The 25,381-nt window shown below is 64.7% G+C and carries 16 protein-coding genes; 5 read left to right on the plus strand and 11 right to left on the minus strand.

Annotated elements, in window-relative coordinates; all coding sequences use genetic code 11:
* Window positions 1-148: 148 nt before the first annotated feature.
* Window positions 149-1,414 carry a flavin-dependent oxidoreductase gene (locus tag AB4Z16_RS20120; RefSeq protein WP_441513125.1) on the minus strand — a complete coding sequence of 422 codons (1,266 nt, stop codon included), beginning with the start codon at window positions 1,412-1,414 and terminating at the stop codon, window positions 149-151.
* Window positions 1,415-1,459: 45 nt separating this feature from the next.
* Complete coding sequence (locus AB4Z16_RS20125; protein WP_441513126.1) at window positions 1,460-2,503, minus strand: cupin domain-containing protein; 1,044 nt, start codon at window positions 2,501-2,503, stop codon at window positions 1,460-1,462.
* Between the two features lie 333 nt (window positions 2,504-2,836).
* Between AB4Z16_RS20125 and AB4Z16_RS20130 the strand changes: the two genes are divergently transcribed.
* Both AB4Z16_RS20130 and AB4Z16_RS20135 read left to right on the plus strand, forming a co-directional pair.
* A complete protein-coding gene (locus AB4Z16_RS20130) occupies window positions 2,837-3,880 on the plus strand; it encodes a Gfo/Idh/MocA family protein (protein WP_441513127.1) in 1,044 nt (347 codons plus the stop codon).
* Between the two features lie 56 nt (window positions 3,881-3,936).
* Window positions 3,937-4,929, plus strand: coding sequence for a substrate-binding domain-containing protein (locus AB4Z16_RS20135; RefSeq protein ID WP_441513128.1), 993 nt, complete (start codon window positions 3,937-3,939; stop codon window positions 4,927-4,929).
* Between the two features lie 197 nt (window positions 4,930-5,126).
* On the opposite strand, the gene AB4Z16_RS20140 is transcribed toward AB4Z16_RS20135, so the two are convergent.
* The 8 genes from AB4Z16_RS20140 to AB4Z16_RS20175 form a co-directional block, all read right to left on the minus strand.
* Window positions 5,127-6,017, minus strand: a complete 891-nt coding sequence (locus AB4Z16_RS20140; protein WP_441513129.1) for a type 2 periplasmic-binding domain-containing protein — start codon at window positions 6,015-6,017, stop codon at window positions 5,127-5,129.
* A gap of 79 nt (window positions 6,018-6,096) precedes the next feature.
* Window positions 6,097-7,182 carry an ABC transporter ATP-binding protein gene (locus AB4Z16_RS20145; protein ID WP_441513130.1) on the minus strand — a complete coding sequence of 362 codons (1,086 nt, stop codon included), beginning with the start codon at window positions 7,180-7,182 and terminating at the stop codon, window positions 6,097-6,099.
* A complete protein-coding gene (locus AB4Z16_RS20150) occupies window positions 7,175-8,932 on the minus strand; it encodes an ABC transporter permease (RefSeq protein WP_441513131.1) in 1,758 nt (585 codons plus the stop codon). The genes AB4Z16_RS20145 and AB4Z16_RS20150 overlap by 8 nt, the downstream gene beginning before the upstream one ends.
* Before the next feature lie 28 nt (window positions 8,933-8,960).
* On the minus strand, window positions 8,961-10,022 hold the full coding sequence (locus AB4Z16_RS20155; protein WP_441513132.1) for an ABC transporter substrate-binding protein: 1,062 nt from the start codon (window positions 10,020-10,022) through the stop codon (window positions 8,961-8,963).
* A gap of 100 nt (window positions 10,023-10,122) precedes the next feature.
* Window positions 10,123-10,821, minus strand: coding sequence for a 4-carboxy-4-hydroxy-2-oxoadipate aldolase/oxaloacetate decarboxylase (locus tag AB4Z16_RS20160; protein ID WP_441513133.1), 699 nt, complete (start codon window positions 10,819-10,821; stop codon window positions 10,123-10,125).
* Window positions 10,818-11,540, minus strand: a complete 723-nt coding sequence (locus tag AB4Z16_RS20165) for a PIG-L deacetylase family protein (RefSeq protein ID WP_441513134.1) — start codon at window positions 11,538-11,540, stop codon at window positions 10,818-10,820. Before AB4Z16_RS20165 ends, AB4Z16_RS20160 begins: the two co-directional genes overlap by 4 nt.
* Window positions 11,537-12,793: a CaiB/BaiF CoA transferase family protein gene (locus AB4Z16_RS20170; RefSeq protein ID WP_441513135.1), complete on the minus strand. Its 1,257-nt coding sequence runs from the start codon at window positions 12,791-12,793 to the stop codon at window positions 11,537-11,539. The genes AB4Z16_RS20165 and AB4Z16_RS20170 overlap by 4 nt, the downstream gene beginning before the upstream one ends.
* Window positions 12,793-13,749, minus strand: coding sequence for a hydroxymethylglutaryl-CoA lyase (locus tag AB4Z16_RS20175; RefSeq protein WP_441513136.1), 957 nt, complete (start codon window positions 13,747-13,749; stop codon window positions 12,793-12,795). The genes AB4Z16_RS20170 and AB4Z16_RS20175 overlap by 1 nt, the downstream gene beginning before the upstream one ends.
* Before the next feature lie 156 nt (window positions 13,750-13,905).
* On the opposite strand from AB4Z16_RS20175, the gene AB4Z16_RS20180 reads away from it, so the two are divergent.
* Together AB4Z16_RS20180 and AB4Z16_RS20185 are read left to right on the plus strand one after the other, a co-directional pair.
* A complete protein-coding gene (locus AB4Z16_RS20180) occupies window positions 13,906-14,838 on the plus strand; it encodes a LysR substrate-binding domain-containing protein (RefSeq protein WP_441513137.1) in 933 nt (310 codons plus the stop codon).
* 410 nt (window positions 14,839-15,248) lie between these two features.
* The gene (locus AB4Z16_RS20185) at window positions 15,249-15,926 is read left to right on the plus strand and encodes a response regulator (protein WP_441513138.1); all 678 of its coding nucleotides are present in this window, start codon (window positions 15,249-15,251) and stop codon (window positions 15,924-15,926) included.
* A gap of 49 nt (window positions 15,927-15,975) precedes the next feature.
* On the opposite strand, the gene AB4Z16_RS20190 is transcribed toward AB4Z16_RS20185, so the two are convergent.
* Window positions 15,976-17,385: a sensor histidine kinase gene (locus AB4Z16_RS20190; protein WP_441513139.1), complete on the minus strand. Its 1,410-nt coding sequence runs from the start codon at window positions 17,383-17,385 to the stop codon at window positions 15,976-15,978.
* A gap of 262 nt (window positions 17,386-17,647) precedes the next feature.
* Between AB4Z16_RS20190 and AB4Z16_RS20195 the strand changes: the two genes are divergently transcribed.
* Entirely contained in the window at window positions 17,648-25,300 is a 7,653-nt protein-coding gene (locus AB4Z16_RS20195) for a peroxidase family protein (protein WP_441513140.1), read from the plus strand.
* Window positions 25,301-25,381 lie beyond the last annotated feature (81 nt).

Consider the following 25,381-nt stretch of genomic DNA (forward strand, 5'->3'; position numbering starts at 1 on the left):
ATGTCGTTTCTCTCCCAACTGGAATAAGTCCGCCTTTTTTGTTTCGATCCGATGCCGGCGGGGCCTTCGAATCCTTTGCGCCACGTTCAGTGGATCGAACCGAGATGAACTGAGGTGTCGTGCTTCCTGATTGTTTTTCGCGATGATTTCACGCGGATTTGCGGGGCGACTGCAGGTCTTCCGCAGAGAAGCCCGCCAATTTGCGATAGCGATCCTGCCAGGCCACGAGTTCTGTCTGCGATATGACGTCGTTGATGTGGTCGAAGCGCTTTCCGCCTGTCCGTTCCTCGACGACACGGAGGATGGCGTCCGGCGCCTGGCTGCGATTGGCGATGACGACGTCGCCGGTGGCCTTCAGGCGCTTCGACTCGTACTCCTTGAGGGCGGCGAGCGGATCGTCCCCGCCGGACAGGAGAACGGCGATAGTGTTGGCGTCGATGATCGCCTGGGCAGCGCCATTGGAGCCGCGTGGCATCATGGGGTGAGCGGCATCGCCGAGAAGGGTAATGCGCCCGGCAGTCCAGAACCGCAGAGGATCCTGATCCACCATCGGATATTCCAGGATCACGTCGGCGGCACGGAGCATCGCGGGAATATCCAGCCAATCGAACCGCGCATGTTCGAAATGGCCTATGAATTCCTCGACGCTGCTCCCCCGGTTCCAGTCGCGCGTCTGCTCATTCGGGCGTGACAGTTCGATCACCCAATTGATGAGCTGCCTGCCTTCGCCGTCGATGTCGTTGCGAATGGGATAGGTAATGAGCTTACCCGTCTCATAGGTCCCCATATAGACCATGCTGGCGCCGCTCAGGAACGGCTTCCATCGGGTCGCGCCGCGGTACTGCGTGGTGCCCTGATAGCGTGGCTTCGCCTCTTCGGGATGGAATTGCTTGCGCGCGGCGGAATGGACGCCGTCGCAGGCGATGACGATGCTGGCCCGCACTGTCTTGATGACGACGCCGGCTGCATCCCCGAAATGCACGATGGCCTCGTCGCCAGCCTGATCGACCGCGACGCAACGGTGGCCGAAGGTGATCGCGTCGCGTCCGAGACGGTTCAGGACCGCCTCGACGAGAACGGTATGAAGGTCCGCACGATGGATCGAGACCTGCGGCCATTCATAGCCCGCGAATTGACCGCGGGGTTCCGAGTAAACATGCTGGCCATGGCTCGTGTAGAAACAATACTCCCGCGTCGGAATCCCTTTTTCGACGAGGCGCTCGACGATCCCGAGCTCACCCAGCTCCCGGATGGCATGCGGGAGCAAATTCAACCCTACGCCCAAGGGCTTGAACTCAGGTGCGCCCTCATAGAGCCGACACCTGATCCCCACCCTTTGCAGCGCCAAGGCGAGTGTCAACCCACCAATGCCCGCTCCAATGATCAGGACGTCCAGATCCTGTTTTTGAGCCATTCTTCCCCCCGTTTCAGGTCGACAGCAGCCAGTGATGACCAGCGCTCACCGACGCGTTTCTTCTCGCAGGTGGCCAATACGGTCGGTCAGCGCGCGATCCGTCATCAGGAAGAGTGTCGCAGGGCCGGAGGTGGCGTTGTGCTCGATCCACTGCCAGCGCGGCAGCGTGAAGACGTCATGCTGCTTCCACTCGAAGCGGGTATCGCCGATCTGGCTGACACCCTCACCTTCGATGACGACGACCATGGCCGTCGCGGTCGTGCGCATCGGCACCGTCGCACTACCCGGCGTCAGGCCGAGGGCGAAGCAATCGAGGGTCGGCATGATCGGACCGCCATCGACCGGGTTGATATAACGCAAGCGACGTGACCCGTCCGCCGCGGGCGGCATCGCCTTCAGGGCTCCCGACACACGGCTCCACGAGTAACGGTAGAGTGGCGAGTAGGGGACGGTGACGTCGCCCTCGGGCAGCACGCCGCCTTCGCACAGACTTGCATCGTCCATCTGTGCAAGGCCGCGATCGGGGATCGGGCCAGGCCCCACCTCGAAGAAGACGGTGCCGAGCTGGCGCGCGAGCGGGTAGTCGAGTCCATCGAACCAGACGGCCCGGGTCTTTCCCGAGTGATGGTGCTCGTGCCAGCTCCAGGCAGGCGTGAGAATGAGGTCGCCCGGCTCCATCGGGCAGGGCTTGCCGTCGACGACCGTGACCGCGCCGTCTCCCATCATGGCAAGCCGCAGCGCGGCGAGGGTATGGCGGTGAGCGTGCGCCGATTCGCCCGGCTCGAGAATCTGAAGGCCGCCCGAGAGCGTCGGCGTCGAGAATACGGTTCCGGGGAAGGCCGGATGGGTGAGAAGCAGCACCCGGCGTTCAGCCTCCTGCATGCTGATCTCGCGGGCCGACCTCTCGATCAGCTCCGACATCGATGCCCACGGCCAGATGATGGGTTCGTAGTACTGCGGCTCCCGCGTGTTGAGACGCATGTAGCGGTCCCAAAGCGGTTGAACGTTCACAGCCTCCATCGCCTCCAGGAGACCGGACTTGCTGTCCGCGCTATCGGGCCGCTCGGCCAAACCACGTCGCTCGCTCATCGCTCTTCCTCCGATCCGGCTTTTTGTGTCGCCGGGCTTGCCTCAGTATGGACTATCACCAATAATTGGCGTACCAACTAATTTGTCAAGCGGTTCTTGGAGCCGAAAGAAAAGCTGGGGGTCACGCCAATGTCACAGAGTCGCGATCGGTGCCCGACCGCGAAGCGAATGGAAGCCGACCGTTCGCGAGCGCAGGCCGAATCCCAGAGGCGATGTCAGATCATCGGCCTGCGAGGGGCCGGCACACAGCAGGGCATCTTTGTCATGCGCGGGAAGGCCGACAGCTTGCGCGCTACAATCAATCTCGCCCGGAAGCACTGAGGGGGCAAAGCAATGACAATCCGTGTCGCCGCCATTGAAGTCAGTCATTGGCATGCGCTTTATGATGCCGCCTATCTGCGGCAGATTCATCAGATGCCGGACGTCCAACTCGTCGGCTTGCAGGATCCCGATCCGAACGTCGCCGCATGGACAGCGGCGCAACTGGGCGGCGGAGTGGCGGTTTTCACCGACTATCGCGAGATGCTGCGCGCGGTGAAGCCTGATTTCGTGATCGCGCTCGGGCGCCACAGCGCGATGGCGGAGGTCGGGCATCACCTGCTCGACGAGGGGCTTCCTTTCCTCATGGAAAAGCCGATGGGTTTCGATGCGCGGGAGGTGCTTGCGCTGGCGGAGAAGACACGAGCGAAGGGCGGCTTTGCCGCCGTGCCGATGCCGCAGCGCAATTCCGCCTTCGTGCGCAAGGCAAGGGGGATGATCGACGAGGGCAGGTTCGGGCCGCTGTCGCATATCTACATGCGCATGAACCGCTTCTCATCGGCTCGCTATGTCGCGTGGAATTCGGCCTGGATGCTCGACCCGTCCCAGTCGAACGGCGGCGCGCTGCGCAATCTGGGCGCCCATGGCTTCGATGCCTTCTTGCATCTGACCGGGGAGGACGCCGAGATCACCGGTGCCCAGATCAGCCGGCGTGCCTTGGGAACCTCAGTCGACGATTACGCCTCTGTGCTGATCCGCTCGAAAAGCGGTGTGCTCGGGACATTGGAGGTCGGCAACGCCTATCCGCGTCGCACCGCGGAAGGCGGCCCGTACAAGGGGCCGAGCCGCGACAAGTTTCTGGACGGTGCGGATGGCGAATGGAAGGTCTCGGGCCGGGATGCGCTGCTCATGTCGAAAGACGGCGCGCTGCGCCTCGTCACGTCGGACGATGAAGAGACCGCCCCGAGTACTCCGACGACAAATCCGAGCTACGAGGTCATTGCCGAAGCACTCCGCCGTTGGAAATCCGGCGATCGTCCCGAGGTGGACGTCTACGACTGCTATCGGGCCGTAAAGCTCATCGACGAAGCTTACGGTGTCGCCGAGCTGCATGGATAGCGCGCCGTTGGCGCGACCTTGCCAAACGACACAAAGACGTTCCCGGGAGACATGTCTTGAGTAAACTACGATTGTCCGTCGCGATCGGAGGCTATGATCGCAACCGCCCGTTGATCGATGGCGAGGTCAAGATCGACGGGGTGGACCCGGTCTTCATGACGCTCGATCCGGAGGAGATCTTCTTCCGCGCTTTCCGTCATACGGAGTTCGACATCTGCGAGCTGTCCTTCAGCAGCCACGTGGTCAAGCTGGCTCAGGGAACCAGCCGGTATGTGGGCGTGCCCGCCTTCGTGTCGCGCGCCTTTCGCCACACGTCGATTTACGTCCGGTCCGACCGAGGCATCCGGGAACCGCGCGACCTGATCGGCCGCCGCATCGGCATCCCCGAGTATCAGCTCACTGCCTGCGTCTGGGCCCGCGCGTTCCTCGAGGACGATTTCGGCGTGAAACCGTCCGATGTCGTCTGGGTGCGAGGTGGCATCGAAGAGCCGGGGCGGCCGGAGAAGATCAGACTCGATCTCCCCTCGCAGATCCGTATCGAGAACGCTCCCGAAGGACGATCGCTCAACAGTCTCCTCCTCAGCGGCGAGATCGACGCGTTCATCGGCCCTCGCGCTCCGTCGTCATATGATCAGGGGAACCCCTTGGTCACGCGCCTGTTCGCCGATCCGACGGCCGCGGCGATCAGCTATTTCAGGCACACGCGCATCTTCCCGATCATGCACGTCATCGGCGTCCGTCGCGAGCTGGTCGAGGCCCAGCCCTGGTTGCCGGCGGCCTGCCTCAAGGCCTTCGAGAGCTCCAAGAATGCCGCGATCCTGAAGCTGACGGACACATCGGCGACGAAAGTCACCCTGCCATTCGTCGAGGAACAGCTCAAGGCTGCGCGGGATCTGATGGGGCCGGATTTCTGGCCTTATGGCGTCGCGTCGAACCGCCCTACCATCGAGGCGTTCCTCGACCATCACCACAGGCAGGGGCTCTCGTCGCGACGGGTAGCGCTTGAGGAGGTGTTCCATCCCTCGACCCTGGACGCCCATAAGATCTAGCCCGAACCGGCAATTACCCGGCGGTCGGCCGCGGCATCGGCTCCTGCGCCGGTCCCGGCCAGGGCAGCACACCGTTCCGCGCGCATGAGGCTCCCATCAAGCGCGCGGAACTGCGGCACGTCGGGGGTAAGAAAGCTGGACGATGTCAAACAACGATACAGGGCCGGGGCACTCGGTTCATCGTCGCCGGCTTTATTTCAAATCAGCTTGAGAGCGCCCTTGTAGAGAGCGTCTACCGCGTGTAATTTTGATATAATTCCTTGCCGAACGCAGTATTCCATCATTTTCTCGATGGATGAGCGCATCGCTTCCGCGCCATTGATATTTGGCGTATTCGGGTCGGCCGGCGCAGCATCCGCGCTCTGATTCAGGAGGCTCACGATCTCCTGGACCGCGCCCGGCTCATCCGCGACGAGCCGGTCGGATACGACGGCGACATGGTTGATCTGGTAGTGGCCGAAGCACTGGTGCCAGGCCGCGGGATCGCGGGGCAGGCCATTGTCGATGACGGCCGAGAGACCGGCGCGCTCGGAGGGCACGAGGAGCGCCGCATCGAGCTCTCCGGCGAGCAGCATGTCCCGCAGCCCGGATGCGGCGGGAGCGCGCCGTACCGTCGCCGGAGGATTGGCTGAGGGCAGGTGGGGCTCCTCGACCGTGACCCATTCGACGGCGTCGGCCGGAAGGTCCCAGAGTTCGTCAAGCAGGCCGCGGACCCAGGCCGGGCTCGTCTGCGCATAGGCTCTGACGCCGATGCGTTTGCCGGCGAGTTGCCCCGGCGACAGCTTGCCTCGGCGCGGATCATGGACCAGGGCAGGGTGCTGAACGCGGTGGTTGAGCGTGATCGGCAGGAGGCTGAGAGGCCGGCCGGCCTCATACGCCTGCAGGAAGGTCACCAGCGCAAGTTCGCCGAAGGCGAAGCCCGGATCGTTCAGGAATTGCTTGAAGCCATCCTGGATCGGTTGGGCCTGGACATAGGAGATGTCGAACATGTCGGAGCGGAGCGCGCCGCTCTTGAGTGCCTTTGTGCGCGGCGTGTCGTCCAACAGCGCCTGCAGCACGGGCCGCCACCGTGGCGATTGTGAGAGCATGATCGTTTGGACTCCTGTCTGAACGCCGGCCTGCCAGTGCGAGTTGCGCGCATGCACGAGGCAGGTGTCGCGCTCGATCCTAGGCCGCGAACAGCACGGCTCCTTCCGAGGGGACCCAGAGATAGACCTGCGAGGACGCGACGTCGGCCTGCGATTCCACCTTCGCGATCGATCCAGCGACGTCGAGTTCATATTGGAAACGAGCGCCCAGATAGCTGCATGACAGCACGCGGGCCGACAGGACGGCGCCATCTTCTCCCGGACGCTGTTCCTTCGACTGCAGCAACCGCATCCTGTCCGGGCGAACCGAAATGCGAACCGAACTTTCCAGCGGCAGGGTCCGGTGGCTTTTCAGGCGCAGGAACTGGTCTTCGCCGATGCTGACGACGTTGCCGTCGGCGGTGTCGTTTCCGACGACCCGGCCCGGGAAGAAGCTGCTGGTGCCGATGAAGTCGGCCACGAAGGGGTCGGCGGGGCTGGCGTAGATCTCATGCGGGGTGCCGATCTGGACGATGCGGCCCTTGTTCATGACCACGATGCGGTCGCTGAGCGCGAGCGCCTCGCTCTGGTCATGGGTGACATAGATCGTGGTCAGCCGAACCTGATCCTTGAGCTGGCCGAGCCAGACGCGAGCGCGCTCGCGCAGCTTGGCGTCGAGATTGGAGAGCGGCTCGTCGAGGAGCAGGACGTCCGGCTTGTAGACCAGCGTGCGGGCGAGCGCGACGCGCTGCTGCTGTCCGCCGGAAAGCTCATGCGGATAGCGATCGGCATAGCTTTCCATTTCCACGAGTCCGAGCGCCTCGGTCACCCGCCGGTCCTTCTCGGCGCCCTTGACCTTCCTGAGCTTGAGCGGAAAGGCGACGTTGTCGCGCACGCTCATATGGGGCCACAACGCATAGGACTGGAAGACGAGCCCGAAATTGCGCTGTTCCGCCGGCAGAGAAAAGCCGTTTTGTCCATCGAACAGCACGGTCTCGCCGGTGCGGATCGAACCGTCCGTCGGCTGGTCGAGCCCCGCAACCGCCGCAAGGGTCGTCGACTTGCCGCAGCCCGACGGGCCGAGAAGGGTCACGAATTCGCCATCGGCAATGTGAAGGTCGAAGTCGCTGAGGGCCGTCACGGCGCCGAAGCGCTTGGTCAGTCCCTGGATGATGAGCTCAGTCATAAAGCTTGACCTTGAAGAGCGTCCGCGCAGCGAAGATGAACAGCACCGTCAGCAGGATCTGGACCGTTGCCAGAGCCGACAATGTGCCCATCTCGCCGAGGACCCAGTATTGGAGGAGCGTCGTTCCGATGACCTCGCTGCCGGGCGCGATCAGGAAGATGGCGATGGAGTATTCCTTCAGGAAGTGGATGAAGAGGATCGCGAAGCCCGAGAACATCGCCGGCTTGATGAGGCGCAGGACGATTGCACGGACCGTCGTCAGCCAGTCCGCGCCGACGACGCGGGCGGCTCGATCGAGATCCGGGCCGATCTGAAGGAGGGCAGGCGAGAGGCTCGCGAAGGCCGTGGGAATATAGCGCATCGTGTAGGCCACCATCAGGACGACGATGCTGTTGCGCAGCCAGCCGAGCGGCGGAATGAAGACCATCGCATAGAAGAAGCCGATGCCGGCGATCAGGCCGGGGATCGCGCGCGGGAACAGCGCCACATATTCAAGCGCGCGCCGGAAGCGGAAGTCGGAGCGGTGAACGACGAGGGTCAATGCGGCGATGAAGGCAATCGCCACGGCGCTGCCGACGATCGCGATGACGAGGGTGTTGCCGATTGCGCGGAGATTGGCTTCCGACGAGAAGACAGCGGCGAAATTGTCGAGCGTCAGGACGTCCGCCATCGGCACGAGCGGGCTGAGGAAGCGCGTAAAGGCACGCAGCACCAGCACGCCGAGCGGAAGCACGATGAATAGCGTCGTATAGGTGAAGAGGAAGCCGAAGGCGATCCAGCGCACCGCACCGAGATCGAAGAGCCGCTTGCGGGAGGCCTTGCCGCCGACGGTGACGTATCGCCGCGCATTGCGCAGCATCCGTCCTTGAAGGAAGACCAGGATGGACACGATGACCAGGAGAAGCGTCGCCGCCGTCGCGACCAGGCCGTAGTTCGGGCGGGGCGCCGCGACGCCCTGGGAATAGAGATAGGTCGTCAGAAGCGTGATGCCGCCCGGCTCGCCGAAGATGAGGGGGATCGACAGCATCTCCAGGGAGCTGGTGAAGCTGAGCACGCTGCCATAGAGGATCGCCGGCGTGAGCAGCGGCAAGGTGATCGAGAAAAGGGTGCGTGCCGCACCCGCGCCGCAGCTGCGTGCCGCGTCTTCCAGCGCGGGGTCGGCGAGCTTGGTCGAGCCCAGGCAATAGAGCGCCGCCAGGGGTGATTGCGAGATGCCGGCGACGAGCGCCATGCCGCCCAGCGAATACAGATTCCAAGGCTGCTCGCCAACGATCCCCTGCACCCACAAGGTGATGTACCCGGCCGGCCCGTACATCAGGAACCAGCCGAACGACAGGATCAGATGGGAGATGAACAGGGGCCAAAGCAGCATGCTCCCGAAAAGGCGGCGCCCGGGCACATTCGTGCGGCCGATCAGGACGGCGCTGACCACGCCCAGGACCTGTGACACGATCGTCGAGATGAAGGCGAAGACCAGCGTGTTGTAGATGATCGTGCCGAAGCCTTCCGAGCCGAACAGATCGGAGTAGTTCCTGATGCTGAGCTGCGCCTGCTCGTCATAGAGCGGCCGGTCCAGCACGGATTGGTACAACAGCGGCAGGATCGGCCCTGCGACCAGGACCAGCGCCATGACGGCGATGATGTATTGCAGGATGACGCTGCGCGCGGGGTGGTTCGCCACTCCCGAGGCGAGCCCTGTCCGGCGCTGCATCGCGCGCGCGTCGAATGCGGGGATGTCCAGCTGGCTCATGACGGTTCCATTCGTTTCGTACCGTCGGTCAGGCGCGGTTGGCGTCGCGCCATTTCCGCACGAAGGCTTCGTGGTCGTTCACCAGGCCGCGGTCGTAATTGACCAGGATCGCATTTTCCGTGCCGATTTCCCGTTCGATCTGCGAGAAAGTCTCGGCTCCGCCGACGCTCTCGGACGTGACGGATGGCCTGACCGGCGTGCGCGAGCCTGCCGCCAGCGCCTTTTGCCCGGTCTCCGACAGCATGAAGTCGAGAAGCAGCTTCGCCGAATTCGGGCGCGCCGACTTGATGGGGATGCCGAGGCCCCGGAAGACCATCGGCGTGCCGTCGCTGATATAGCTCATGCCGACGATGCGCGCGCGCGCGGGATCGCGGACTGCCATGCGGGCGGCCGAAGATCCGCAGAAATAAGCCAGGACATATTCGCCGGTGGTCACCTTCTCGACCATCGGACCGGCCGAGCGCTCGAACCGCGTCTCCGGCCCGAGAGTGCGGTACCAGTCCCAGACTTTGTCGCCATGGTGCCTGGCGAAAAAGTAGTGGGCGTTGTAGCCGTAGGACGTCAGGTTGGCGCTGTAGCTCGTGAGCTTGCGGCGAAATATGCCAGGATTGGCTTTCACCTTCTCGACGAGATCGGCGAAACTGGTCGGCCAGAGCTTCTCCGGCAGAAGCGCCTTGTTCCAGAGGAAGACGAGCGGATCGAGCGCGGCTGTGTAGAGTCCGGGGCTCGGACGACTCCAGACCGGATAGGCACCGGCTTCCGGCGAGGCGTAAGCCAGGATCTGGTTGCGATCGATCATGTCGATCCAGGCGTCGGGCGCCACGGTGACGATGAGATCCGCCGTGCGGCTGCCGGTCGCGGATTCCGCGAAGTAGCGCTCCATGGCTTCGTTGGCGTTGATGTCCAATGTCTGGACGGAGATCCAGGGATACGCCGCCTTGAAGGCCTCAAGCGTCGGGCGCCATTGGCCCGGCGACATGTTCGAGTACGCAATGAGATCCGGCTCGGCACGCGAGGCCTCGATGAGCCTCGCGTAATCGGGCGGATAGTTCGCAGGTATGTTCTGCGCCGAAGCCCTTGTCGCGGACATGGCCAGTCCGGCCGCACCCATCCGCAAGAAACCACGCCTGTCCATCATCGGTCATCCTCCCATTTTTTTATCGTTGGAGATGTTTAGTAGGATCGCGAGCTCATCGCTCCTTCGCGGAAACGTATTTCAAACCCGCCCGCGCCAGCGCCGGCCTCATCTCGTAGATGTCCAGGCCCAGTTCGCCGGCCGCGAGGCGCGCGCGGCGCTGGCTTTCGCCGGCGATCCGTTTGCGCGCCGCCGCCAGCACCGCTTCGGCACGCTGACGCGGCAGCACCAGAACCCCGTCGTCATCCGCCACGACGACGTCTCCGGGCTGCACATGAGCTCCGGCGCAGACCACCGGCACATTCACCGAACCCAGCGTCGCCTTGACCGTGCCGCGGGCCGAGATGACGCGGGACCACACCGGGAAACCCATCTCCGTCAGCGAGCTGACGTCCCGGACGCCGCCATCGATGACGAGCCCTCTCACGCCCCGCGCCTGAAGCGAGGTCGCAAGCAGATCGCCGAACATGCCATCGCTATTCGCGGCGGTGCAGGCGACCACGAGGATGTCGCCGGGCTGGCATTGCTCGACGGCGACATGCAGCATCCAGTTGTCGCTGGGCTGGGCCAGAACCGTCACGGCCGAGCCGGCAATTGCGGCTCCCGGAAAGATCGGCCCCAGATAGGGGTCCATCAAGCCCGGCGCGCGGCCGGCTGCCTCATGCGACGTCGCGACGCCGCATTTGCCGAGCTCGTCGATGATCGCTCCGGCGGCGCGCTCGATATCGGTGACGACGATCCCGAGCTCGCTCATGCGAAGGCCTCCACCGCCTCTGGATAGGCGGAGCTGTAGGCCTCGCCATAGGTCATAGGCCGCCCGGAATTGCGCCCGCCCTGCATGCCGCGGTTGAGGGCCACGCGCTCATAATAATCCCAGAGATGGCGCTGGGCCGGCAGGGCCTCGAAAGCCCTGCGCTTCACCTCCCAGACCTCGGTGATGTTGAGAATCCGGTCGGGCCGGAAGCCGCATTGCTCGGGCTGATGCGGTTCGAAGGCGTAGAGCTGGGGCGCATTGTAGCTGACCTGCGGACCGGGCTTGTGACCGGCCGCCTGCGCCACGATGCGCGCCTCGCGGGCAAAGCGGGCGGCCTCCGGATGGTCGACATTGTACGGGTCGGCATCGGCATGCGTGAGCACGAAGGAGGGCATGAGTTCGCGATAGATATCGATCATCCGGTCGAGCATCGCGGAGGTCAGATGCAGCGGGTAATCACCGGCGTCGAAGAACTCGATCTCGGCGCCGAGCACGGCCGCGGCAGCCTCGGCTTCCGCCTGCCGCGCATGTTTGCAGGCTTCGAGGGTCATGCCAGGCTGCTTCCATGCGCCCTGGCTCTCGCCCCGCTCGCCGAAGGAGAGGCAGACGATCTTCATTCGCACGCCGCGGCGGGCGTGCAGGGCGATTGCGCCACCGGCGCGCCAGACGAAATCGCCGGGGTGGGCGCTGACCACCAATCCGCTTGCAGGTGCCGTCACGTCTTGCTCTCCAAAACTGCGCCGATGAGATCGGCCGAAGACAAAAGCCGGTTGAGGTCAGGGCCCGCGATCACGCCCGCCTTGTCCATGAGGGCGATTTCCTGGGCCGTGTGCCCGATCTCCGTCAGGATCTCGACGGTGTGCTCGCCGAGCGTCGGCGGCTGGCGCTCGATGCCGGGGCGTGCGCCATCGAAGCCGACCGGCAGGGCAGGGAGGCCGAAGGTCCTGGCATCCCCGCTGAGTGTGGTGACGGCGACGTCAAGCAAGCCTCCGCTTGCGAGCAGATGCGCGTCATCGAAGAGATCGGTGGGCTTGCCGACCGGGGCGAAGGGAATCGAGGCGGCCACGCAGCGCTCCTGCACGGTGTCGCGCGCAAGCGGCAGCAGCGCTTCCTGGATGCGCGGCAGTAACCAGCTCCGTTCGGCGTTGCGCAACGCGTTGCTCGCCAGCCGCGGATCGCCCGCGAGTTCCTGCAGGCCGAACATCTCGACGAAGCGGCTCCATTGCATGTTGCTGGTCACGCCGATGAAGACCTGCTCGTCGCGGGCGACGTCGAACACGTTGTAGATGGCCCACGCCCCGTGCCTGATCGGCATCGGGCGAGGGTCGTTGCCCGTCGCGGCGAAACCCGCCATATGCGTCAGCATCAGGAAGGCGCCGGTTTCGAACAGGGCGCTGCCGACCTTCTGGCCCTTGCCGGTGCGATTGCGCTCCGAGAGCGCGGCGAGGACGGCGGTGACCCCGAAGATCCCTCCAAGAATGTCGGTGATCGACGATCCCGCCCGAAGCGGCCTTCCGGGCGGGCCGGTCATATAGGCGAGGCCGGTCTGGAACTGGATGACCTCGTCGAGTGCCGGCCGCCTCTCGTAGGGGCCGCCGAGAAAGCCCTTCAAGGCGAGATAAAGCAGGCGTGGATTGACTGCGCTCAGCTCTTCATAGCCGCAGCCCAGCCGCTCCATCGTTCCGGGACCGTAGTTTTCGATGACGATATCGGCACCGGCGACGAGACGGTGGACGGCCCGGCGTCCCTCCGGATTCTTCAGGTCGATCGCGAGACTGCGCTTGTTGCGGTTGAAGCCCGGAAAGAACCCCGCGCCAAATCCCGGCAGGCTGCGGGTGTGGTCGCCTTCCGGCGCGGGCTCGATCTTGACGACGTCCGCTCCAAGGTCGGCAAACAGGAGACCTGCCGTCGGCCCCATGATCATATGGCTGAATTCGAGGACCTTGAGCCCTCGCAACGGCTTGGCGGACATCAGGCGGAACCTCGCAGGGCGTCGAGCGAACCGGCGTGGATCAGTTCGCTGGGGAGGGTGTGGCCGACGATGGCTTCGGCCATCCGCCCCACCTCGATCAGGGCATCCAGGTCGACGCCCGTTTCGACGCCGATTTCGTGACAGAGAAGGACGAGTTCCTCGGTGCTGATGTTGCCGGCCGCGCCCTTCTGGCCGGCGAAGGGGCAGCCACCGAGCCCGCCGACCGTGGAGTCGAAAAAGTCGACGCCCATTTTCAGGCCTGCATAGGCGTTCGCGACCGCGAGACCCCGGGTGTCGTGGAGATGCAGCGTGATGCGCTTGTCGGGCCATTTCGCGCGGACCTCGCCGACAAGCGCCTCGACGCGCGGCGGCGTCGCCCAGCCCATCGTATCCGATAGCGAGATCCGCTCGATCTCGACACCGGCTTCGGCGGCGACGCCGAAGCCGTCCTGCAACGTCGCGATCACCTGCTCGCGCGAAACGTCTCCCTGATAGTTGCAGCCGAAGGCGGCCATCACGCCGACCCGCTTGACGGGCACGCCGCGCGCGATGTGGAGAGCCGTCTGCCGGCGGCTCGCCTCGACCTGCTCGGCATGGCTGCGATTGAGATTTCTGCGCGTGAACGCTTCCGAAGCCGTCAGCGAGATCGAACCGTAGAGCGTGAGCTTGTCGGCAGCGGCGAGGGCGCGGTCGAGGCCCTTCTCGTTGAACCACAGCGCCGTATAGCTGACGCCGTCTTTGGGCTTCATCTGCGCGACGACGTCGTCGGCGTCGGCCCAGCCCGGAACGACCCGTGGATTGACGAAGGAGCAGACCTGAATGCGCTTGAGGCCGGTCTCGGCCAGCGCCTCGATCAGCCGCACCTTATCGGCTGTCGCGATCGGGCCCGGCTCGATCTGGAAGCCCTCGCGCGGGCCTTCCTCGTGAATCTCGATGGAGGCTGGAAGATCAGCCATGCGCCCGGAAACCTCCCAAAAGACTCGGCGGTCAGTGGCGCCGCGAGTTCGTTGCCGCCAAGTTGCGTGCCGGGAGCGATATCGTCCAATATATTTTAAGGGGTCCCGTGAAAGCCTGAACGTATCACTGGGCCGGCATCATCGAGGCAGTTCCCCATGGAAATCCGGCATGTGCGCTATTTTCTGGCAGTGGCGGAGGAAGCAAGCTTTCGGCGTGCAGCGGAGCGGCTGAACATCAGTCAGCCCCCGCTGAGCAGCCAGATCCGCGACCTTGAGAAGGAGTTCGGGACGACGCTGTTTCACCGCACCACGCATGGTGTGGAATTGACGACCTCCGGGAAGTTTCTGCTCGAGCCGTTCCGGGACCTTCTCGATCGCTTCAACGACACGCTCGCCTTGGCGAAATCCGCGGGCCGCGGAGAAGCCGGCCGGCTTCGCATCGGCTTTCTGGCGTCGGTTCCGATGCATGAGATGTTCCCGCGCATTCTGAGAGCGTTCCGCCAGCGCTATCCCAATGTTGCGCTCGACATGTCTCACCTGCCGACCGGGACCCAGCTGCAGATGCTGGCGAATGATCAGCTCGATCTCGGCTTTCTGCGCCCGCTCGTGCCAAGCTCGCCGCTCCGGAGCATCCAGATGATCGAGTTATGGCGCGACCGGCTCGAGGTCTTCTTCTCGGCAGATCATCCTCTTTCACGCCGCGACGGCCCGGTCGAGCTGGACGCCCTCGCGGATGAGGACTTCGTCGCGTTCAAGCGGCAGGTCGGCAGCGGCCTATTCGAGCACACGCTGGCACTCTGCAAACGTGCGGGTTTCGTGCCCCGGGTGGTGCAGCAGAGCAGCGATGGCGGCGCGTTGCTCGGCTTCGTCGGCGCGGGCCTGGGCATCGCGATCCTGCCGCGGGTTTACGCTTCCAAAGGGTTGCCGGGGATCGACCATCGCGAGTTGCGCGCGCGCGATGCGAATACCGGAATAGCCCTGGCGAAGACCTTGAACAAGACGGCGCCTCTCGCGGAGCGTTTCCTTCGTCTCGTGGAAGAGGTTCGTGATGCGGGCGCGGATGATCGGGCGAAGCCACCCTCTGGTTGAGCAGGATCTGGGTCGATAAGCCCTTGCTTTGAAAGGGATGATCCGCACGACGTTCCACGCTACCTGCTCAGGGAGCTCTTCTGCCGATTTGGCCCTGAGGAAGGGGACCGCGAAGACGTTTCTGACGCTGCGCGCGTTCTCTGCCGACGCGCTGTCTTCCGGCTTTGGGCCGAGGCGGACAGAATGCGCTTGAGCCCCGCTAAAAATGCGGCGCCTGAGAGTGCAGACCAACGCCCCCGGCCGATCGGAGCACCGAGCGATCGAAAAAAACGCCGGAGACTGGATAGGTGCCGGCTCCCGATGCGCCTCGTGTCCCACATAGCTGACGTAATGGAAGCATCGTCTTGCTGATTTAACCGTATGTTAATTCGCTTGTTTACTGAGTCTCTAAACTGGCAGAGTATTGGGGCATGCAGGATAAGTCCCGTCCCCGGATATCGATAGCGATCGTCGACGACCATCCGCTGCTGGCGGAAGGGATCGCGACCGTTCTGTCGCGCCGCGACGATTTTGTCGTGGCAGAGATCGGCGCGAGCGCGGCCGACATTATTGATATCGTCGACCGGCGGATCTGCGACGTGCTGATCGTCGATCTCAACATGCCCGGCGACGTCTTCGGTGCGTTGGCCGCGCTGCGTGACATCGCGCCTGCTTGTCGCGTCGTCGTCTTTACGGCCTCGACCGACACCGATCATGCAGTCAGGGCTCTTGGTGCCGGAGCCGCCGGATATGTGCTGAAGGGCAGCAGCGCGAGCGAATTGCTCGACGCGGTGGAGGCTGCACTGCGCGGCGAAGTCTACATCACTCCCGCCTTCGCGGCGAAGGTGATCAGCGCCCTGAACAGCAAGGCCGCCGAGAAGCAAGCGGTGATCAGCACGAAACTGAGCGTGCGCGAGGAGCAGATCGTTCGCCTTCTGCTATGCGGCAAGCAGAACCGCGAGATCGCCCGGAGCCTTGAGCTGAGCGAGAAGACGGTCAAGAGCTACATGACCAATCTGATGACCAAGCTCAGGGCACGCAACCGGCTCGAGGTCGTCATCGCCGCCCAGAAGATGAAGCCGAGCGATTTCTCCTCGGCGGGGCGCTGAGGCGGCTTCGACCGAGCTTGCTTGGACCCAGCTTGCTCGTCTCTGCCCGCTAGAGCCCCGTCGTCGGTGAGCGTCGGCGCACCGGCAGCAGCGCCCTGAGCTGCAGTCCGCCCTGCGGTTGCGGCGTGATGGTCAGGCTGCCGCGCAGGGCTTTCACCCGGGTTTCCAGCCCCCGCAGGCCGAGCCGCGGCCGCTGCAGGGTGGGCTCGGGCTGCTGGGCCTCGTTTCCGGGGCCGTCGTCGGAAATCACGATCTCCAGCGTTTCGGCAGCAAAGCGCGTCGCGACATGCTGGCCGCGTCCCTGTGCGTGCTTGTATCCGTTCATCAAAGCCTCTTGAACGACGCGGAAGGCGCAGAAGCGGATCGCCTCCGGCATCTGCTCGGGGAGATCGACGAGGTTTCGGCCGACGGCCGTACCGGTCTGCTGCTCATGTCGCTTGATCGCGGCCTCGATCGTGTCAGACGGCGAGAGGTCGCGGATTTCGGGCAGGACCAGCCCTGCGGAAAGATTGCGCAGCTCGGCCAGCGTCTGCTGGATGAGGCGCTCCAGCGGTGCCCGCAGCTCCGGAGGCTTGTCGGGGAGCCGGAGCATCAGCAGGCTGAGCATCTGGATCGGCCCGTCATGGAGGTCGGCGCCGATGCGGGCGAGATAGACCTCGTTCGAGACGGCCGAGTCGAGCCGGGCCCGGTCCGCAGCACGGCGGAGCATGTTGTTCCGTCTGGCCAGTGCGGAGGCACGCGCGAGATTGGCTGCCAGGAGCGATTGCTGCGAGCTGATGGTCCGGCTGGCGCGCCTGATCGTGAGGGAGAGCAGGAAACCGATGATGATCGCGACGTTGAGAATCAGGAACCAGGTCGCGTAGCGCAACTGCACGACTTCGCGGTCGAGCGAGTGGCTCACCTCATAGAATTCGCCGATGGCAACGATTGTCCGGGTGCCGGGCTTGTAGATCGGCGCGTAGCTTTCGAGCAGCCCCGGGTCGTCCCGACCATCGCCGTGGCTGTCGTTCTGGATGGACACCAGAACCCGGCCTTCCAGGAGCGTGGCGAGCCGCGAAGGTTGAAGTCGCGCCGCCTCCTTCGCCTGGCCGGTGCTGTAGACGAGTTGACCGGATCGGCTCCAGATCTTGATCATGGTCACACGCTGGCCGAGCCGGCTATCGGCGATCAACGCCTGGATTCTCTGCTTGCTCTCTTCCGTCAGCGCGTCTGCATGCTCGAGTTCGAGGACATGGGGGGCGAGAAGGGCTTCGAGGTAATGGGCCCCGATCTCGGCCATGCCCTGCTCCCAGCCATTGCGAATGCGGCGCTCGACCCAATAGCCAAGGGTGACCATCGACAGCCCGACGACGAGCGAGGCGGCGATGGTGAAGCGGCGCTCCAGGCTTTGCGCGGTCCATCGCCGCCGCAGCCTATCGAGAGCGGATACGGACTTTCGTCGGTACTCGGCGCCATCCAAGGTCGATGTATCGCCCCCGACTTCGGGCCCTAAATCTTTCTCGACCTTTCCATCTACCGGGTTGAGCATCCGTCAGGCACTCTGTTGCTTAACAAAGTATTAAATCGGGGATGTCTGCGGTCTGTTTTGTAGGAAGACGCGGGGCAAGACGGCGTCGATCGGCAAAATCTACATTAGATCGCGAAATTTGTCTTTAGGTTAACGCTGCGGAAGGTGGTTTCCGCAGTTGGGCTTTCGCGCGCCGATTTGGGAGATCCCGGCTATGGTCAATATCGTCAGGCACGATCTCGAGTTCATCCTGCGGCAGATCAAGATCGCCGAGGCGCATTCGAGCGGAACGCCGCTCGACCAGATCTATGTCAATGATCAGGGCGATATCGTTCCGGAAGGAACGGCCGGCACCGTGCTGGCGATCAGCCATCCGCTCGCGCCCTACGGCCTCAGGACGGTGGATGGCAGCTACAACAATCTCGTCGCGGGACGCGAGGAGTGGGGGGCGGCCGACAACAGCTTCCCGCGGATCACGACGCCGTCCTATCGCGCCGAAGGCGATGACAGCATCAGCTTCGGCCCCGGCGGGACCGTCGGCGGGAACTACGGTCCGACCGGTTCGGTTGCCGATGCGGATCCGCGCATCATCTCCAACCTGATCGTCGACCAGACGCTGGACAATCCGGCCGCCATCTATGCGGCTCTCGTCTATGCCGGCCTGTCCGGCGGCGCACTCAACGCTGCACTCCAGGCCATCGTCCAGGCCAAGGCCGCGCTCGATGCGGCGATCGCGGCTGGGCCCGGCCAGGCGGCCACCATCGCCGCGCTCCAGGCCGAGGTCACCACCGCTGGCGGCGCGCTCACCGACGCCCAGGCCGATGCCGCCGATGCCGCCGCAGCTCTTCAGGCCGCTGCGGCCGCGAGCACTGTCGAGCAGGATGAACTCGCCGCGGCACAGCAGGCCACCGCGCAAGCGGAGGCGACTTTCAGCGCTCTGATGGCGGATGGCGACAACTCGCCCGCGGGCCAGGCTGCGGAGCAGGCGGCATTGGCTGCCTGGCAGGCCGCCCAGCTCGCCGAGGATCAGGCCGTGGCCGAGGCGAATGCCGCAGCATCAGCCGTGGCCGGCGCACAATCCGTCGTGGTTCAGGCAAACGCCGCCGTGCTCGCAGCGACGGCCGAGCTCGCCACGGCGCAGGCCAATCTCGCGGCCGCCCAGCATGTCGAGCTGGCCGAGACGCAGCTCGATACGCTGCTCCAGACGCATGGCGTCGAGATGGAGGGCAACACCGTCATCATCCCGAATGTCGCACCCGACGAGGGGCTGTCGGCGCCCTACAATTCCTGGTTCACGCTGTTTGGCCAGTTCTTCGATCACGGCCTCGATCTGGTCCAGAAGGGCGGCAACGGCACGATCTACATCCCGCTGCAGCCGGATGACCCGCTCTATGATCCGGCGCACCCGGAAACCAATTTCATGGTGCTCACGAGGGCGCCGACGAACGCGACCAATCTGACGACCCCTTGGGTGGATCAGAACCAGACCTACACCTCCTCCGGCTCGCACCAGCTCTTCCTGCGCGAATACGCGATGGTCTCGGACCCGGATTTCCCGGGGCTGGTTCCGGTCGCGACCGGCAAGCTGCTGGAAGGCACGCGTGGCCAGCCGCAGGGCGAGCACGGCGGCCTGGCGACCTGGGCCGACGTCAAGGCGCAGGCCAGGGCCGTTCTCGGCATAGAGCTGGCCGATAGCGATGTGCTCAATGTGCCGCTCTTCGTGATGGACGATTACGGTCAGTTCGTTCGGGGCCAGAACGGCTTCCCGCAGATGGTCACGAGCCTGGGGGCCGACAACAAGTTCGGCGGCAGCGGCGCAGATGCCGACACGGTCGTCGAAGGTAACCCGGCCGCTCCGATCTCCACGGCAGGCGCGGTCCGCACCGGGCACGCCTTCCTCGACGACATCGCGCACGCCGCCGTGCCGGGTCTGGTGGACCATGACCGCAATCCGGCGACCCCGATGATCCTGAAGACGGCGGACACCGATGACGCTGCGGGCAACGAGATCCCGGTGAACGAGTTCGGCGTCGCCGTCACCTATGACAACGAATTGCTCGACGCGCACTACATCACCGGCGACGGGCGCGGAAACGAGAATATCGGCCTGTCGGCGGTGCACCACATCTTCCACTCCGAGCACAACCGTACGGTCCAGCAGATCAAGGAGAAGGCGCTGGCCGCCGCGGACCTTGCCTTCCTGAACGAATGGCTGCTCACCGACGTCGCCGCGCTGCCGACGAACCCGCAAGCGATCGCCGCGCTGCAGTGGGACGGCGAACGGCTGTTCCAGGCTGCCCGCTTCTCGACGGAGATGCAGTACCAGCACCTCGTCTTCGAGGAGTTCGCCCGCAAGATTCAGCCGGATGTGGACGCCTTCGTCTTCAACCCGTCGACGGATATCAATCCCGCGATCTTCGCCGAGTTCGCGCATGTCGTTTACCGCTTCGGCCACTCGATGCTGCGCGAGGAGATCGCCGTCACCAACGCCGACGGTTCGGATGGCAGTCTCGCGCTGTTCGATGCCTTCCTGAATCCGCTCGCCTTCGGTTCTGCGACGGTGGATCATGCGGCTGCCGCAGGCGCGATCGTGCGCGGCATGACCAGCCAGGTCGGCAACGAGATCGACGAATTCGTCACCCATGTGCTGCGCAACCAACTCGTCGGCATTCCGCTCGATCTGGCGGCGCTGAACATCGCCCGCGGCCGGGAGGCCGGCATTCCATCGCTGAACGAGGCGCGCGCGCAATTCAAGGAGGTCGCCAACGGCGACACCCAGCTGGACCCCTACACGAGCTGGACCGACTTCGCGCTCAACCTGAAGAATCCGGCCTCGATCGTGAACTTCATTGCGGCCTATGGCACGCATTCCACGATCGTCGCCGCCACTACGACGGACGCCAAGCGCGATGCCGCGATGAAGCTCGTTTTCGGCGGCACCGGGGCTCCCGCCGACCGGCTCGATTTCCTCAATGCAAAGGGAGCCTATGCCGGCGGCAGCCTCGGCGGCCTGAACGATGTCGATCTCTGGGTCGGGGGCCTCGCCGAGAAGAAGATGGCGTTCGGAGGCATGCTCGGCTCGACCTTCTCCTTCATCTTCGAGCTGCAGCTGGAGAACCTGCAGAATGGCGACCGGTTCTATTACCTGTCGCGCGTCCAGGGGCTCAATTTCCTGAACGAGCTGGAGAACAACTCCTTCGCCAAGATGGTTCTCGCCAATACCGATCTCGGTGCGCAGGGCTACGCGGTGCCGGGCGACATCTTCTCGGTGCCGGACCATGTCATCTATCTGGACGCCAGGGAGCAGGCGAAATTCGGCATCGCGGAACCGGAGAACGACGATCCCTTCCTCGAGGCGCTGTCGAGCTTCGTCGAGCGCCGGGACGCCGCCGGAAACCTGATCGAGTACGAGCGCAACCCCGACGGCACCTTCGTGCGTGATCAGGCCGGCAACGTCATCGTCGCGGCCGGGAGCCAGGGGGCCGGCCAGATCGCTGCCCATCTGCGCGTCAACAGCAACGACCACGTCCTCATCCAGGGCACGAACGGCAACGACGTCATCATCGCCGGGGGCGGCGACGACAGCGTCTGGGGACGAGGGGGCAACGACCGCATCGAGGCCGGCTACGGCGTCGACAAGATCCATGGCGGCGACGGTGACGACATCATCACCAACAGCGGCACCGATATCGGCGAAGTCGACATGCTGCACGGCGAAGCCGGCAACGACGTCATCCATGGCGGCAGCGGCCTTGCCCTGCTCTTCGGCAACGAGGGCAAGGATGTCCTCATCGCCGGCCCCGACGGCAAGGAGGCTTTCGGCGGCCTGGGAGACGACTTCATTCTCGGCGGCGAGGGCGGCGACTTCCTGCTCGGCAACGAGGGCGACGACTGGATCGAAGGCGGCGGCGGCTTCGACACCACAGCCGGCGACAACTCCGAACTGTTCTTCAACTCGACGATCATCGGCCACGACGTGATGTTCGCCGGGACCGACGAGCATGATTTCGACGCCGAATCCGGCGACGACATCATGGTCCAGGGCGAAAGCGTCATGCGCAACGAGGGCATGCTCGGCTTCGATTGGGCGATCCACAAGGGCAACAATCAGAATGCGGAATCGGATCTCCTCGTCCCGATTTTCACAACCGACCAGCAAGACATCCTTCGCGACCGCTTTGACGCAGTCGAAGCGCTTTCGGGCTGGGACAAAAACGACACGCTGAAGGGCGACAACCGCGCCGATCCCGCGCTGGGCGGCGAGGGGGGCGGCGGACTTGCCGGCGCCGAGAATACGATGACCGGCCACCAGCTCACCCAGGCGGGCGTCGACCGCATCACGGGGTTGAGGGACGTGCTCGGCAACTGGGTGGCCGCCGCGCCGGCCGGCTCGACTGCGGAGCAGCGCGAGCAGATCGTCGCCTTTGACGACGGCAATATCCTGCTCGGCGGCGGCGGCAGCGATACCATCGAAGGCCGTGGCGGCAACGACGTGATCGACGGCGACGCCTGGCTCAATGTGCGCATCGCGATCCGCGACACCAACGGCGTCGAGATCGCCACGACCGACGGCCTCGCCAAGCCGATCGCGCTGACCGAGGCCGGGCTGGCGCTCGGCTACCAGGGCTGGGCCGGCGAGCCCCTCCACACGCTGATGCTGTCCGGCGCGATCAACCCGGTCCAGCTCAACATCGTCCGCGAAATTCGTGCGACGAATGGCGCGGGCGACGTCGATACGGCGGTCTTCAGCGACAACTTCGCCAACTACACCATTACCCGCGACAGCGACGGCTCACTGCTCGTCAGCCACGACACAGTGACGGTCGGCCTCACCTCCGACGGAACGGACAAACTCTGGAACATCGAGCAACTGCGATTTGCCGATCGGACCGTCAGCCTGTCGGCGCCGCAGCTGAGCCTCAACGCCTACGATCCCGGCGGCAACTACGCGGATAATTTCGGCACGGCCAACTACGGCAACTCGAATGGCAGCCTGAACTGGGGACCGGACTGGGTCGAGACCGGTGATGACGGCAGCGCGACGAGTGCGAACGGGCAGATCCGCATCAACGGCGGAACGCTGCAGTTCGATGCGGGAAACGGCGCCACGCTGGAGCGTGCGGTCGACCTGAGTGCGGCTTCCTTCGCCAGGCTGAGCTTCCAGGCGAATCCGGACAATCTCGATGCGGGCGAGCAGGTCGCGGTCTTCTTCGCCGCTGACGGCGTCAACTTCGTCGAACTCGCCACCATCACAGGCGATGGCGGCGCGACGCAGCACTCTTTTGAGCTGGCGGGGCCGTTCGCCGCGACGGCCGCCTTGCGCTTCGTGGCCTCGAACATCAGCGCCGCCAACGAGCTGGTGTCGATCGACAACTTATCGATCGACCTGCAGCGGCCAGCGGTCGCCCCGACTGTCAATCACCAGGCGACCTTCACCGAAGGTGGCGCCGGCGTGGCAATCGCGTCCTTGCCTGGGATCACGGAGGACAGCGGCACGATCAACGCGGCCACAGTCACGCTCACCAATGCGCAGGCCGGCGATTCTCTCTCCGCGCCTGCGACCTTGCCGGGCGGCATCACGCGCACGATCGACACCTCCGTTCCCGGTGTCGTCACGATCCGGATGACGGGCGCCGCTTCGGTCGCGAACTACCAGGCGGCCATTCAGATGGTCACCTTCAGCAACAGCTCGCAGGATCCGGGCGCTATCGACCGCGTCGTCCATGTGAGTGTCACGGACACGCTGCTCAGCAGCAATGTCGCGGTCAGCACGATCCATGTGGTGCCTGTCAACGACGCCCCCGTGGCTTCGAACGACACGGTCATCACCAACTTCGCCACCGTCCCTTTCGCTATCCCCGAATGGGCGCTGCTTGCGAACGACACCGATGCCGACAGCGCTGCGCTCGACATTACGGCCGCCCAGATCAACAATGCGAGCCTGGCTGCGATAAGCCTGACGGCGAATCCTGGCTCCGTCACGGTGACGGACAACGCCCAGGCGGGTGGCACCTTCACCTACACCGCCAGCGACGGCACAGCGACCGATACCGCCCAGGTCACGATCACCCGCGACACCACCGGCACGATCGATGGCACGGCTGCGGCGAACATCCTGATCGGGGACGGCGGCAACAGCACTTTCGCCGGCGGCGGCGGCAACGACGTCATCCTGGCCGGAGCAGGCAACGACACGATCAATTGGTCGGCGGGCGTCCTCACCAATGACGGCCGCGATTTCGTCGATGGCGGCGCCGGGACGCTCGATCGTTTCGTGGTCAATGGCAGCATCCTGGCCGAGACCTTCGTGGTCTATGCCCGCGCCGCGGCGCCCGCCGCCATCGTCGCGACGCTGCGCCCCGAGACCGAGATCGTGATCACGCGCAACGGCGCGGTGATCGCGGAGCTCGATAATATCGAGGAGATCACCATCAATACGGGCCTGGGCGCGGATACCGTCCAGGCAGTCGGCGACTTCTCGCCCACCAGCCTCAACTTCAACACGATCACCATCAACGGCGACGGCGGCGACGACACCGTCGACATCTCGACGCTGGCCTCGGCACACCGCATCGTGTTCCGGTCGAATGGCGGCAATGACACGATTGTCGGGACTTTGCGGCCGCAGGACGTGATCGAGCTCCCCGACGGCGCCCTGCCGGAGGACTATGAATTCACGACGGACGAGAACGGCGTCACGACGATGACGAGCGCGACGCACAGCATCTGCTTTACGGCGGGCGACGAGGGTTTGCCCCAGTTCGGCTCCGGCAATCACCCGGACGATGACGACGATGATGACGACGCGCCGACCTATCCCGGCGACGACGAAAACGACGACGAGGATCCGGTCGGCTCCGGCGACGATGACGACGATGACGACGATGACGATCCGTCCTGCGGCTGCGACGATGATGACGACGGCCCGGGGACGCCGGCGCCCAATCCGAACCCTGCGAGCGGCGGCACGTTGCGCAGCGGAACAGCGGCGGCCGATGTCCTGATCGGCACGGCGGGTGCCGACAACATCATCGGCCTCGGCGGCGACGACACGCTGACCGGCGAGGCCGGCGCCGATGCGATCTCGGCAGGCGAAGGGGCTGATTTCGTCGATGCTGGCGACGGCCGCGACGTGGTCTTCGCCGGAGCGGGCGACGATCAGGTCTTCGGCGGTGGCGGGGCCGACATGCTCTATGGCGAGGCCGGCAACGACCGGATCTTCGGCGGGGCGGGCAACGACCTGATCGATGCCGGCGCCGGCAAGGACACCGTGGTCGGGGGGAGTGGGGACGACCTCATGATCGGCACGGCCGGCGACGACGACGACACCTATTTCGGTGACGAGATCGACGGCGGCAGCGGTTCGGATACGCTCGATTTCTCGACGATCACGGCGAATCTGACCGTCGATCTTGGGAACGGCGCGCTTGGTCGCGGCAGCGCGGTCAGCAGCCAGACCGGCACCGATACGCTGTGGAGCATCGAGAATGTCGCGACCGGCTCGGGCAACGACACGATCACGGCGAGCGATGCGGTGAATGTGATGGAAGGCGGCTCGGGCAACGACACCTTCCGCTTCCTCAGCACGCAGGGCGCGGATGGCGACACCATCCTCGACTTCCAGCCCGGAGACCGGCTCGATCTCAGCGCGATCGACGCGGATGCGAGCCAGGCCGGCAACCAGAGCTTCACTCTGGCCAACGGCGGAAGCTTCACCGCCTCGGCCCAGCTTACGGTCACCTACGAGACCCGTGCGGATGGCGACTACACCATCGTCAAGGGCAATGTCGATGCGGCGACGGATGCCGAGTTCCAGATCAACCTGAAGGGCAGTCACAACCTGACAGCCGGCAGCTTCATCGTCTGATCGAACCGGCGGCGGGCGGGCGGACCGGGGGGCCGCCCGCCCGATCCTTCTTTACTCGATAGTCCTCGCACTCGCATTTTC

Origin of the sequence: Allobosea sp. TAF32 (assembly GCF_052113585.1) — a bacterium.
Classification (GTDB): Bacteria; Pseudomonadota; Alphaproteobacteria; order Rhizobiales; family Beijerinckiaceae; genus Allobosea.

Coding starts and splice junctions, on each gene's coding strand:
- AB4Z16_RS20120 (WP_441513125.1), bottom strand. CDS start 1,414: ATGGCTCAAAAACAGGATCTGGACGTCCTGATCATTGGAGCGGGCATT.
- AB4Z16_RS20125 (WP_441513126.1), bottom strand. CDS start 2,503: ATGAGCGAGCGACGTGGTTTGGCCGAGCGGCCCGATAGCGCGGACAGC.
- AB4Z16_RS20130 (WP_441513127.1), top strand. CDS start 2,837: ATGACAATCCGTGTCGCCGCCATTGAAGTCAGTCATTGGCATGCGCTT.
- AB4Z16_RS20140 (WP_441513129.1), bottom strand. CDS start 6,017: ATGCTCTCACAATCGCCACGGTGGCGGCCCGTGCTGCAGGCGCTGTTG.
- AB4Z16_RS20145 (WP_441513130.1), bottom strand. CDS start 7,182: ATGACTGAGCTCATCATCCAGGGACTGACCAAGCGCTTCGGCGCCGTG.
- AB4Z16_RS20150 (WP_441513131.1), bottom strand. CDS start 8,932: ATGAGCCAGCTGGACATCCCCGCATTCGACGCGCGCGCGATGCAGCGC.
- AB4Z16_RS20155 (WP_441513132.1), bottom strand. CDS start 10,022: ATGTCCGCGACAAGGGCTTCGGCGCAGAACATACCTGCGAACTATCCG.
- AB4Z16_RS20160 (WP_441513133.1), bottom strand. CDS start 10,821: ATGAGCGAGCTCGGGATCGTCGTCACCGATATCGAGCGCGCCGCCGGA.
- AB4Z16_RS20170 (WP_441513135.1), bottom strand. CDS start 12,793: ATGTCCGCCAAGCCGTTGCGAGGGCTCAAGGTCCTCGAATTCAGCCAT.
- AB4Z16_RS20175 (WP_441513136.1), bottom strand. CDS start 13,749: ATGGCTGATCTTCCAGCCTCCATCGAGATTCACGAGGAAGGCCCGCGC.
- AB4Z16_RS20180 (WP_441513137.1), top strand. CDS start 13,906: ATGGAAATCCGGCATGTGCGCTATTTTCTGGCAGTGGCGGAGGAAGCA.
- AB4Z16_RS20185 (WP_441513138.1), top strand. CDS start 15,249: ATGCAGGATAAGTCCCGTCCCCGGATATCGATAGCGATCGTCGACGAC.
- AB4Z16_RS20195 (WP_441513140.1), top strand. CDS start 17,648: ATGGTCAATATCGTCAGGCACGATCTCGAGTTCATCCTGCGGCAGATC.